The following is a 12491-nucleotide window of genomic DNA, read 5'->3' on the forward strand; positions in this document are numbered from 1 at the left end:
AGCGGTGGGCGTCAACAACGTGGGTTGGGCCCCTTGACCGCCGCCATCCGCAGCACCGACGCGTCCACCTGGGGCATCGACAGCTCACCCGCCGCGACCGCCTGCTCCAGCCGGTCCAGCACGGCTGGCACCTCGCCGGTGGTCACCCACAGTGCGGTGTCGGCGCCGGCCTGCAATCCGCGCAGCGCCGCCTCGGCGACCCCGAACCGATCGGAGATCGCCTGCATCGATGACAGGTCATCGGTGAAAACCGGGCCGTTGAACGGCGGGCCGCCATAGCCACCGGAGCGCAGCAGCGCGTAGGCGCTCGGGCTGAGGCTGGCCGGTTCGTTGCCGGTCAGCCCAGGGACCTGCATGTGGCCGATCATGACGCCGACCGGCAGCTGCGCATTCAGCGTGCGGTACGGAACCAGATCCGAGTTCTGCAGGTCAGCGATCGGCGGCGTCGTCACGGCCCCGGTGTGGGAGTCACCCGAGCCGTTCCCGTGCCCCGGGAAATGCTTGAGGACCGGCAACAGTCCCGCATCGCGCAAACCGCGGGCATACGCGCCAGCGAAGTCGGTGACCACAGCGGGGTCCGCGCCGAAGGACCGATCGCCGATCACGGTGTCATCCGGGGCGTCGGAGACGTCGACCACCGGAGCGAAGTCGATCGTGATGCCCTTACTGCGCATCGCCTGGCCTCGCTGCAGCGCGATCGCGTACACCTGCTCGGGCGTCTGAGTCTGCGCCAGCACCCGCGCCGACGGCTGGGGGCCGATCACCGAGGCCAGCCGCGATACCCGGCCACCCTCCTCGTCGACGCTGACCGCCAGGGGCAGCGGGGCCGCCGAGTTGGCGATGTCGACCAGCGAGCCGTCAGACACCATCGACAAGTCGGTCCAACTGCCGATCATGATGCCGCCGACGTGCTGGCTCTCGACCACTGCTCGGGCGTCGGCGGCGTCGGTGACGCCGACCATCAACAGCTGCGCCAGCTTGTCGCGAGTCGAGATCTGCGACAGCAGCTCCGGCCCCTGGCCGCAGGCGGGAGCCGGGATGAGGACGGGCGCCTGCGGCACCGCCGTCGCTGCCATCTCCGGGTGCGGGGCCGCCTGATCCGCGGCCGTCGAGCAGGCGGACACGAGCGCGGGCAGCGCCACGGCGGCGCATAGCGTTCGCAGCCCCGATCCAATTGAAACCATGGGCCCCGACACTAGTAGGAAACGAATCCGCATTCGATCCCCCTTCCCGAGGTGGGCGAAGACGAGGCTCGACGGCGGGGGAGACAAATATTGTCTGCTACTTTGGCCGGATGGATCGGTTTCTCGTGCCCGCCGCCGCCAGCATCGTTGTCGGCCTGCTGCTGGGTGCGGCCGCCGTATTCGGGGTGACGCTGATGGTGCAGCAAGACAACAAGCCTCCGCTGCAGGCCGGCGACCCGGCATCGTCGGTGCTCAACAGGGTTGAGTACGGCGACCGGACCTAACGAGACGCCGTCCCCCTGCCCTTCGGGCGGGAGGTGCCCCCACTCGCGGCGCTGGCTCTGGGTGGTCGCTGCGGCGGCGCTGATCCTGACGTTCGCCCAGTCACCAGGACAGATCTCACCCGACACCAAGCTCGACCTGACCGCAAACCCGGCGCGGTTCCTTGCCCGCGCCTTCAATTTGTGGAACAGCGAGCTGCCGTTCGGTCAGGCGCAGAACCAGGCGTACGGCTATCTGTTTCCGCACGGCACCTTCTTCCTGGCCGGTGACATGCTCGGGCTGCCCGACTGGGTGACCCAGCGGCTCTGGTGGGCGCTGCTGTTGGTGATCGGCTTCTGGGGGTTCCTGCGCGTCGCCGAGGCCTTGAACGACGGCCGGGGCATCGGCAGCCCCACGTCCCGGGTCATCGCCGCGGTGGCGTTCGCGTTGTCACCGCGGGTGCTGACCACCCTCGGTGCGATCTCGTCGGAGACGCTGCCGATGATGCTGGCGCCGTGGGTGCTGCTGCCGGTGATCCTCGCGCTGCGCGGATCGGGCGGGACCGGAGGGGTGGGAACAAGCACGGGCTCGGTGCGGGTGCTGGCCGCACGGTCGGCGGTGGCCATCGCGCTGATGGGCGCTGTCAACGCGGTCGCAACTCTGACCGCCTGCCTGGTGGCCGCGATCTGGCTGCTGTGTCACAAACCGAACCGGTTGTGGTGGCGCTTCACCGGTTGGTGGGCGATCTGCATCGTGCTCGCCGTGCTGTGGTGGGTCGTCGCGCTGGTGCTGCTCGGCCGGGTCAGTCCGCCGTTCCTCGACTTCATCGAATCCTCCGGCGTGACGACGCGGTGGATGTCGTTGACCGAGATGCTGCGCGGCACCGACGTCTGGACGCCGTTCGTCGCGCCCAACGCCACAGCGGGCGCCTCATTGGTGACGGGATCGGTGGCGGTGCTCGCAACCACATTGGTGGCGGCCGCCGGTTTGGCGGGGTTGGCCATGCAGTCCATGCCCGCGCGCGGACGACTCATCACCATCCTGCTGTTCGGTGTCTCGGTGCTGGCCCTGGGCTATTCGGGTCGTCTGGGATCGCCTGTGGCCCTTGAAGTTCAAGCATTCCTCGACGCCGACGGCACTCCGCTGCGAAACATCCACAAACTCGAACCGCTGCTCCGACTGCCGATCGCATTGGGTCTGGCGCATCTGTTGGGCCGCATCCCGCTGCCGGGCAGTGCACCGCGTGCCGTGTGGCGCGATGCGTTCGCCCATCCCGAACGCGACAAGCGGGTGGCGGTCGGCATTGTCGTACTGGTCGCCGTGACCACCGCGACCTCACTGGCGTGGACGGGCAGGCTCACGCCGCCGGGTGGGTTCGACGCGATCCCGCAGTACTGGCACGACACCGCCGACTGGCTCGACGAGCACAACGACTCCGGACGTGTGCTGGTGGCGCCGGGCGCGCCCTTCGCCACCCAGGTGTGGGGCAGCAGCCACGACGAGCCATTGCAGGTGCTCGGCGACAGCGCGTGGGGCGTACGTGACTCGATTCCGTTGACGCCGCCGGAAACCATCCGGTCGCTGGATTCGGTGCAACGCCTGTTCGCCGCCGGCCGACCGTCGATGGGTCTGGCAGATACCCTTGCCCGGCAAGGAATCTCGTACGTGGTGGTGCGCAACGACCTCGATCCGGAGACGTCGCGGTCGGCGCGACCGATCCTGGTGCACCGCGCGATCGAGGGATCGCCGGGCTTGGAGCGGGTCGCCCAGTTCGGCGAACCGGTCGGCCCCGGCACGCTTTCCGGATTCATCACCGACAGCGGCCTCCGTCCGCGCTACCCGGCCGTCGAGATCTACCGAGTGAATGCGGCCGCGCCAGCGGTGCCGGTGACGCCCTACCTCACCGACACCGATGCGATGGCCCGCGTGGACGGTGCACCGGAGGTGCTGCTGCGCCTCGACGAGCGACGCCGCCTGCTCGGACAGCCGCCGCTGGGGCCGATGCTGCTGACGGGGGACGCGCAGGAGGCGGGCCTGCCTGTTCCGACGGGCAGCGGGGTCATCGTCACCGACACCCCGCTCGCCAGGGAGACCGACTACGGCCGCGTCGACGACCATTCGTCGGCGATCCGTTCACCGGACGATCCGCGAAACACGTTCAACCGGGTGATGGACTATCCGACTCCAGGCACCGAGACCGTCTACGGGCAGTGGTTGGGCGGGCGCGTCTCCGTGTCGAGTTCGGCGTCGGATTCAACCGCTCTGCCCAACGTGGCACCCGCGACCGGTCCGGCCGCCGCCGTCGACGCCGACTCGTCGACGAGTTGGGTGTCCAACGCGCTGCAGTCGGCGATCGGACAGTGGCTTCAGGTCGACTTCGACCACCCCGTCACCAACGCCACCATCACTGTCACCCCGAGCGCGACCGCCGTCGGCGCGCAGGTCCGCCGCATCGAGGTGTCGACTGTCAACGGCACCAGCACGCTGCGTTTCGACGAAGCCGGTAAGCCGCTGACCGCTGCGCTGCCGTACGGGGAGTCGCCGTGGGTGCGGATCACGGCCGTGGCCACCGATGACGGATCGCCGGGCGTTCAGTTCGGTATCACCGATTTCGCCGTCACCCAGTACGACGCGAACGGGTTCGCCCACCCGGTCAACCTGCGCCATACCGTCTCTGTACCGGGACCACCGGCGGGTTCATCTGTTGCGCAATGGGATCTGGGATCCGAACTCTTGGGCAGGCCCGGCTGCGCGCAGAGTCCTGACGGGATTCGTTGCGCCGCGACCATGGCGTTGTCGCCGGAAGAGCCGGTGAACCTGAGCCGGACGCTCACGGTCCCGCAACCGATCGCGGTGACGCCGACCGTGTGGGTGCGGGCACGTCAAGGTCCCAATCTCGCGGACCTGGTCCGTGCGCCCGGCAGCGCAATCGCCACCGGCGATGCGGACCCGATCGATGTTCTGGGTTCGGCATACGCCGCCGCCGACGGCGACCCCGACACGGCGTGGACAGCGCGTCAAGGCGTCGTACAGCACAAGTCCCCGCCCACCCTCACCCTGAAGCTGCCCACCCCGCGCGAGGTGGCCGCGGTGCGGGTGTCCCCCAGTTCCTCTGAGCTGCCTGCACATCCGACTCTGGTGGCCGTCGACCTCGGCGCCGGGCCGCAGGTGCGGCGGCTGGCCGACGGCGGCGGAGCGCAGACGCTCGACCTCAAACCGCGCGTCACGGACACCGTTAAGATTTCGATCCTGGACTGGAACGACATCATCGACCGCACGGCGCTCGGGTTCGACCAGCTGAAGCCACCGGGCCTCGCCGAGGTGACAGCGTTGGACCCACGGGGCGTCCCGATCGCCGCGGCCGATGCCGCGCGCAATCGCGACCGAACCATCGAATTGCCCTGCGGCCGTGGCCCGATCATCGGTGTCGCCGGACAGTTCATCCAGACCTCGATCAACACGACGGTGGCCGCGTTGCTCGACGGCGAGCCCGTGGCAGCCAAACCGTGCCAGGCCGGGCCTATCGTGCTGCCCGCCGGAGCGCAGGAGTTGCTGATCAGCCCCGGGACCGCGTTCACCGCCGACGGCGTTCAGCTCGACGGTCCGCTGGCCGATCGAATTCATTCGGCGGCAACGGTTCTGACATACATCGAATCGTGGAGTGCTGATCACCGCGAGATGAACATCGCGCCATCGGAGGCGTCGCGGGTGCTGGTCGTTCCCGAAAGCGTGAACCCTGGCTGGATCGCGCACGGCACCGACGGCACGCTACTGACTCCGGTCACCGTCAACGGCTGGCAGCAGGGCTGGGTGCTGCCACCGGGCACCGAGGGATCCGTCACACTCACCTTCGCGTCGAACACGCCCTACCGGATCGGGCTCATCGGCGGCCTCGCACTGCTACCGGTACTCGCGCTGCTGGCCTTCCTGCCCGCGCGCCGCCGCGTCGATCCGGACGACCCCGCGCGCCCGTGGCGGCCGGGCCGGTGGCCGACAAGCGCCGCGGCCCTCGCGGTCGGTGCGGTCATCTCGGGGGTGGCGGGCATCGTCGTGGTCGCCACGGCTCTGGGCGTGCGCTATTTGCTGCGCAACCGCGAGCGACTGTGCGACACCGTCACGGTCACGACGACCGCGGGCGGGCTGATCCTGGCGGGGGCGGTGCTCAGCCAGAATCCGTGGCGATCTGTCGACGGATACGTCGGCCACTCCGTAGGGGTGCAGTTGCTTGCTCTCATCTCGGTGGCGATGCTGGCGGCCTCCGCTGTCGACATCGATCACGACCGATTCATAGCCACGGACCCGGCCGAGCCTTAGCATCGGCTATGTGCCGCAGCTGAATACCGCCCGTGGAGACATCGCGACAACCGACCTGGGCGTCACGCTCATGCACGAGCACGTGTTCGTGCTATCCCCCGAAATCCATGCCAACTATCCCGAAGTGTGGGGCGACGAGACCACGCGTCAGGCCGATGCGGTCACGCGACTCAATGAACTCAAAGCGCGGGGCGTCGACACCATCGTGGACCTCACCGTCATCGGTCTCGGTCGCTATATTCCACGCATCGCCCAGATCGCAGCGCAGACCGACATCAACATCGTCGTGGCGACGGGCGTCTACACCTACAACGACGTGCCGATGTATTTCCACTTCAGCGGACCCGAAACACCGTTGGGCGAACCGATGGTGGACATGTTCGTCAGCGATATCGAAAAGGGGATAGCGGGCACCGACATCAAGGCGGCGATCCTCAAATGCGCCACCGATGAGCCCGGCGTGACGCCCGGCGTCGAACGGGTGCTGCGGGCGGTGGCGCAGGCGCACCGGCGCACGGGCGTGCCGATCTCGACACACACCCACGCAGCGACGCGTCGCGGTCTCGAACAGCAGAGGATCTTCGCCGAGGAGGGCGTGGACCTGAGTCGGGTCGTCATCGGCCATTGCGGCGACAGCACCGACCTCGGCTACCTCACCGAGCTCATCGGCGCAGGGTCCTACATCGGCATGGACCGATTCGGGGTCGACGTCTTTCTCGGCTTCGAGGACCGCGTCAACACTGTGGCGCAGATGTGCGAGCGCGGCCACGCCGACAAGATGGTGCTCTCCCACGACGCCGCGTGCCTCATGGACTGGCTGCCGGAAGACATGGTGCCGTTGGTGATGCCGAACTGGCACTACCTGCACATCCACAACGACGTCATCCCGGCGCTGAAGGAGCGTGGCGTCACCGACGAACAACTCACCGCGATGCTCGTTGACAATCCGCGCAAGATCTTCGAGGCGCAGGGCGCCTACTGATGGCCCGCCCGTCGCCGGTTCCACCCATCCCGACCCAGTTCTGGACCCTCGCCGAATCGGATCCCGATGCCCCGGCCGTCACCTGTGCCGGCCGCACGCTTTCGCGTCGCGAACTCGACGCATCGACCAACCGGCTCGCGCGGGCCTACGCCGGACTCGGTGTGGGACAAGGGGACTACGTCACCATTGTCATGCCCAATTCGATCGAGTGGGCGCAGGCGGTGCTGGCCACCTGGAAGCTCGGTGCGGTCCCGCAGCCGTTGTCCGCCCGGCTGCCCGACATCGAGCTGGCCGCGTTGCTCGAGCTGCGGCGGCCGGCCCTGCTCGTCGGGCGCAACGATCCGAACGGCGTGACGCCCAGCCTGGCAGGCGATTTCATGCCCGATCCGGCGCTTTCCGATGAGCCGCTGCCCGAGATGGTGTCGCCGGTCTTCAAGGCCATGGCATCGGGCGGCAGCACCGGACGGCCGAAGCTGATCGAGGCGGGCGGCGACAGTCGGTTCCCCGCTGCGGCGGGGTATCCGCTTGGCGCGCAGGAGGGCGACGTCAATCTGCTGTCGGTGCCGCTGTCGCACAACACCGGGTTCACGACGTTCGCCATCGGCCTGGTGCAGGGCCATCACATGGTGCTGATGCCGCGGTTCGACCCGCATGAGTTCCTGCAATTGGTCACCGACCACCGGGTCACGTTCCTGGCAACGGTCCCGACGATCATGCAACGCCTGCTGCCGGTGTACCGGGCCGGGCAGGAGTCCTACGACCTGTCGTCGATCCGGCGGTTTTGGCACCTGGCCGCACCGTGCCCGCCGGTGATCAAGCGGGCGTGGATCGATATCCTCGGACCTGAAGTGGTCTGGGAACTTTACGGCGGCACCGAGTTACAGGCGCTGACGTTCATTTCCGGCGATCAGTGGCTGACCCATCCGGGGTCGGTCGGTGTGGTGGTCGCCGGTGAGATGAAGGTGCTCGACGACGATGGGAACGAGTGCCCGCCCGGGGTGAGCGGTGAGATCTACCTGCGCCGATCACCGGGAAGCGCACCGACCTACCGGTACATCGGCGCCACCGCGAAACAGCGCGACGGCTGGGATTCACTTGGCGACCTGGGGTACTTCGACGAGGACGGCTTCCTTTATCTCAACGATCGCCGGGTGGATATGTTCACCGTCGGCGGGCGCAACGTCTACCCCGCCGAGATCGAGTCGGCGCTGTCTGCGCACCCGGATGTGTTGTCCTGCTTGGTGGTCGGCGTACCGCACGAGGATCTGGGTCAGGTGCCCTACGCGATCGTGCAGGGCAACGGACTCGACGAGGCCGCGGTGATCGCGTTCCTGACCGACCGCCTCGCCGGCTTCAAGCTGCCCCGCGAGGTGGAGTTCAGCGACACCCCACTGCGCGACGACGCGGGAAAGGCCCGCCGCTCCGCGGTCCGTGCCGAGATCATCTCGCGGCGGCAGGCTCAGTCGCGTCGTTAACCGAGCTGTCGAGCGGCGTGGGATCGTTTCGTCTCTCCCAGCGCCGCAAGGCGTTTCGGCATGGTGACTCGACCAACGCGTAGCTCACGGCCGCGATCGCGAAACCGAACGCCACGGTGAGTACCAGCACAACTGGCATATGCCCGTTGAAGGCGAACTCACCGATGACCGGAAACACCATCGCCAGCGCCGCCAGGTGCCAGACGAACAGACCGTAGGACCAACGACCCAGCGTCACCATCGTCGCGTTGCCCAACAGGCGGTGTGAGGTGTCGGGCCGGTCGAGCACCAGCGGGGCGATCAGCGCTGCGGCGACCACCGCACCCATCGCGATCTTCACCATGAACTGGCTGACGGTGCCGGGAGTCAGCCCCTCGGGGCCGGCAAGCGGTGAGGCCGCGATCGCAAACGCCACGACGGCGACACCGGCCATCAACACCCGGCGCCGGGCCAATCGGTGCGCCCATCCGACGCTCGTGACGGTCAGCTCGGCCAGCAGCATCCCGGCGGCGAACCAGGAGAAGAAGGCAGGCGGCCAGTTCAGCGGGTTGACACCGTAGGGCGCGGAGAACGGGCTCGCCTCGACCAACACGGCCCAGGCCAAGCTGGCGACGCCCGTGGCCGCGATGACCGGTATCCGGGCGGCCACCGGCACCCGTCGCACCAGCAGCGCCAGGACCGGCAGCGCGAGATAGAACGCGACTTCGACCGAAAGGCTCCACATCTGGGTGAGTCCGGCGGTCAGCGTCAGCGGCACGTAGATCTGGGTCAGCGTCAGGTTGGCCAGCCAGACGGTGAGGTCGGGTTTCGCTTCCGGCAGCAGCGACAAGATGACAACGACCGCGACCAGATAGCCGGGCATGATGCGCACGATCCGGGATCGCAGGTAGTGACCCGTCGGCGGAACCGGCCGCATCCCTCGGGCCGCGGCGGCGTGGCCGCGCCACAAGAGGAAGCCAGACAGCGCGAAGAACACCGCGACAGCGAGGTCGAACCGGCCGAAGAACCGGCCGGCGATCCCACCGGTGTGGCCGGTCTGAAAAGCCACGTGGGTGACGACGACGCCGATGGCCGCGCAGGCCCGCATCCCCTCGACGGCGGGAAGGAACCCACGCGTTCCACCGACAGCGTTGTCGGCGCTGTCGGCCGGCGCGTCGGAGGCGCTGGAATCCGTCACGACAATCAGTGTGCCGGGAGGAGCGAAAGCCGCTGAATACGGGTACTCGGGCGGCTTGGACCGGCTGCACTCGGAGTGAACAACCAACTTAACTTGTGCTGTTAGGGTCGAACGGGTTTTGCGGGACTCCCGCAGGTGAAGGAGGCACGGTTTGAACCGCGCAGTGGCGCTCCGTATTGCGGCTTGCGGCATCATGGGGCTCGGTGCTGGCTTGTTGATCGCCGCGCTATTGCTGTCCACCTATACCCTCGGCAAGATCGCCAAGGTTCCACTGAACCTGGACGCGACGCTGATCAGTGATGGCACCGGGACGGCGTTCGATCCGGGCTCGCTGAACCGGGAGAAGTTCGTCGTCGACCGCGACGTGCCGCTGGCTTTGCAGGAGCAGCTTTCCGTCGAGTCACCGTCGAACGCGGACGTGGTGACCCTTCAGGTCGGCAGCACGCTGCGCCGCACCGATCAGCAGCAGGACGACGGCCTTTTGCTCGCGATGGTCGACACCGTCACCGTCAACCGCGAGACGGCCGAAGCGGTGTCCAGCGAGAGCAATCCGGGTGGTGCGGTACAGAAACCGCGATCCATCGACGATGACCAGCCGCCGACCAACATCGCGCTGCCGCACGAGGGGCTCACCTACCGATTCCCGTTCGACACCGAGAAGCGGACGTATCCCGTTTTCGACCCGATCGCGCAGAAGCCGTTCGACGCCAATTACGACGGCGAGGAAGACGTCAACGGGTTGACCACCTACCGATTCAGCCAGAACGTCGGCTACGACTCCGACGGCAAGCTGGTCGAACCGATCTCCTACTCGTCATTGCTCGACGACGACGCCGACAGCGAGGTCACCGCGTCCGCAGCGATGTGGGGAATCCCCGGCGAACCCGACGAGCGGATCACGATGTCGCGCTACTACGCCGCGCAGCGCACGTTCTGGGTGGATCCGGTGTCGGGCACCATCGTCAAGAGGGAAGACCACGGCAATCATTACTACGCGCGGGAACCGCTCAAGCCCGAGGTGACCTTCGTCGACTACAAGGTCGGCTTCACCGAGGAGACGGTCGAAACTCAGGTCGCCAGCGCCAGAGATGAACGGGACCGGGTGGGGCTGTGGGGCCGCATCCTGCCGATCACCTTCATTGCCATCGGGTTGGTGTCGCTGGTCGGCGGCGCGCTGCTGGGATCGTTCAGCCTGCGGGCGGAGTCCGCGCTGATCGACCCGGGGCTCGACGAGGCTGACCACAGCTTCTTCGACACCCAGGGGCTGAAGGTGCCCGGAGCCGAGGCCAAGACCGAGAAACTGCCCGCGCAGAAGCCGACCGATCTGCCGCCGGACAGACCGGTCTGACCGCGCGTTTCGCCGCGCCCGCAGGGGCGCGATCGCTGATTGCGCCCGCCTACGCGCTGGTGCTCTCCCTGGCTGTGACGGCGCCGCTGTTCGCGCCGGGTTATCTGCTGCTTCGCGATGCGGTGTCCACGCCGCGCTCATATTTGTCGGACGCGGCGCTCGGGCTCGCGGAGGCCGCACCGCGGGCGCTGCCCCAGGATTTCGCGGTGGCGCTGATCTCGACGGTCATCGACGGCGGGGTGGCGGTCAAGCTGCTGCTCGCCGTCGGACTGTGGCTGGCCGGGTGGGGTGCGGCGCGCCTGGCCGCGTCGGTACTGCCAGACGCCGGCAGGGCCGGGCAGTGCGTTGCGGCGACGCTGGCGATCTGGAACCCCTACGTCGCGGAGCGGCTTCTGCAGGGGCACTGGAGCTTGATCGTCGGCTACGGATGCCTGCCGTGGGTGGCCACCGCGATGCTGCGGCTGCGTGAGCCGGAACCACGCTGGGCCGATGTGGGTGTCCTGGTGTTCTGGATCGCCTTGGCCGGGCTGACGCCGACCGGGCTGATGCTCGCCGCGACCGTCGCCCTGGCGTGTGTGTTCGCGCCGGGTGCGGGATGGCCGCGATGGCGGTGCGCGACGGTGACGCTCGGCACCGCACTGATCGCGGCGCTGCCGTGGCTGACCGCCGCGATCGTGGCAAGATCGTTGGCGCCATCACAGTCCGAGGGGGTTGCGGCGTTCGCGGCACGGGCCGAGCCCGGCCTCGGAACGCTGGGAACACTCGCCAGCCTCGGTGGGATCTGGAACAGCGAGGCCGTACCGAGCTCTCGCACAACAATTTTCGCTGTGGTCGCGGCGGTTGTCCTGCTCGGCATCGTTCTGTTGGGACTCCCGGTGGCGACCCGCCGGCCGGCGGCGGTGCCGCTGCTGTGCCTGGCTGCCGTCGCGGTGCTGGTGCCCGCGGCGATGGCCACCGGTCCGGGGTTGGCGGCCGTCGAGGCGACGGTGCGAGCACTGCCCGGACTCGGCGTGCTGCGTGACGCGCAGAAGTGGGTCGCGCTGGCGGTCCCCGGATACGCACTTGCGGGTACCGCCGCGGTCGTCACACTGCGGCAGAAACTGCCGGGACTTCCGGCCGCGGCGACCGCGGTCGTCTGCTGCGCCGCGCTGATCGCCACGCTGCCCGATCTGGCCTGGGGCGTGGGCGGCAAGGTCACGCCGGTGGTGTACCCGGCGGGTTGGGCGGCGGCCGCGGCGATGGTCGACGACGACCCGGGTCCGGTCGCCGTCCTCCCCGTTGACAGCATGCGGCGTTTCGAGTGGGCAGGCGATGCGCCGGTGCTCGACCCGTTGCCGCGCTGGGTGCGGGCCGACGTGCTGTCGACCGGCGACCTGACGATCGGCGGTGTCACGGTGCCCGGCGAGGGTGAACGCGCCCGCACCGTCCAACAGATGTTGTTGAGCGGCGCCGACCGTGACCAGCTGGCTGACGCTGGAGTCGGCTGGGTGGTCGTCGAATCAGGTGCTGCCGCAGATGCTTTGGCGCTTCCGGTCGCTTACCACGACGACGACCTCACCGTCTATCGAGTGGGCGGTGACTTTCCCGAGGCGCCGGGACGCCCTCTGGTGCTGGCCGCACACCTCGCCTGGCTGGCGCTGCTCCTTGGTGGACTAATGGGGCTCCTCGCTCGCCGAACGTGGGTTACCCGCACACTGTCTCCAAGAAAAGCGTGCACCGAGCCCACTCTCGACGACCGTGAACGTTAGGG

General features: G+C 68.2%; 8 protein-coding genes. 6 read left to right on the forward strand and 2 right to left on the reverse strand.

Annotated elements, in window-relative coordinates:
* Positions 1–11: 11 nt before the first annotated feature.
* Positions 12–1184, reverse strand: a complete 1173-nt coding sequence (locus CSQ99_RS03510; RefSeq protein ID WP_099037666.1) for a glycoside hydrolase family 3 N-terminal domain-containing protein — start codon at positions 1182–1184, stop codon at positions 12–14.
* Between the two features lie 110 nt (positions 1185–1294).
* On the opposite strand from CSQ99_RS03510, the gene CSQ99_RS03515 reads away from it, so the two are divergent.
* The 4 genes from CSQ99_RS03515 to CSQ99_RS03530 are packed head-to-tail and all read left to right on the forward strand — an operon-like array spanning position 1295 to position 8216.
* Entirely contained in the window at positions 1295–1468 is a 174-nt protein-coding gene (locus CSQ99_RS03515) for a DUF2613 domain-containing protein (RefSeq protein ID WP_099037667.1), read from the forward strand.
* Positions 1446–5759 carry an alpha-(1->3)-arabinofuranosyltransferase domain-containing protein gene (locus tag CSQ99_RS03520; RefSeq protein WP_218014574.1) on the forward strand — a complete coding sequence of 1438 codons (4314 nt, stop codon included), beginning with the start codon at positions 1446–1448 and terminating at the stop codon, positions 5757–5759. Before CSQ99_RS03515 ends, CSQ99_RS03520 begins: the two co-directional genes overlap by 23 nt.
* Before the next feature lie 10 nt (positions 5760–5769).
* The gene (locus tag CSQ99_RS03525) at positions 5770–6741 is read left to right on the forward strand and encodes a phosphotriesterase family protein (RefSeq protein WP_099037669.1); all 972 of its coding nucleotides are present in this window, start codon (positions 5770–5772) and stop codon (positions 6739–6741) included.
* A complete protein-coding gene (locus CSQ99_RS03530; protein ID WP_099037670.1) occupies positions 6741–8216 on the forward strand; it encodes an AMP-binding protein in 1476 nt (491 codons plus the stop codon). The genes CSQ99_RS03525 and CSQ99_RS03530 overlap by 1 nt, the downstream gene beginning before the upstream one ends.
* On the opposite strand, the gene CSQ99_RS03535 is transcribed toward CSQ99_RS03530, so the two are convergent.
* A complete protein-coding gene (locus CSQ99_RS03535) occupies positions 8182–9303 on the reverse strand; it encodes an acyltransferase family protein (RefSeq protein WP_176560873.1) in 1122 nt (373 codons plus the stop codon). The genes CSQ99_RS03530 and CSQ99_RS03535 overlap by 35 nt on opposite strands.
* A gap of 241 nt (positions 9304–9544) precedes the next feature.
* On the opposite strand from CSQ99_RS03535, the gene pgfA reads away from it, so the two are divergent.
* The gene (gene pgfA / locus CSQ99_RS03540) at positions 9545–10741 is read left to right on the forward strand and encodes a cell envelope lipid trafficking protein PgfA (protein WP_099037672.1); all 1197 of its coding nucleotides are present in this window, start codon (positions 9545–9547) and stop codon (positions 10739–10741) included.
* Positions 10742–10779: 38 nt separating this feature from the next.
* Positions 10780–12489, forward strand: coding sequence for an MmpA family trehalose lipid delivery protein (locus CSQ99_RS03545; RefSeq protein WP_245908682.1), 1710 nt, complete (start codon positions 10780–10782; stop codon positions 12487–12489).
* Positions 12490–12491: the final 2 nt, after the last annotated feature.

It is taken from the genome of Mycobacterium neglectum (assembly GCF_002591975.1).
Taxonomy (GTDB): domain Bacteria; phylum Actinomycetota; class Actinomycetes; order Mycobacteriales; family Mycobacteriaceae; genus Mycobacterium; species Mycobacterium neglectum.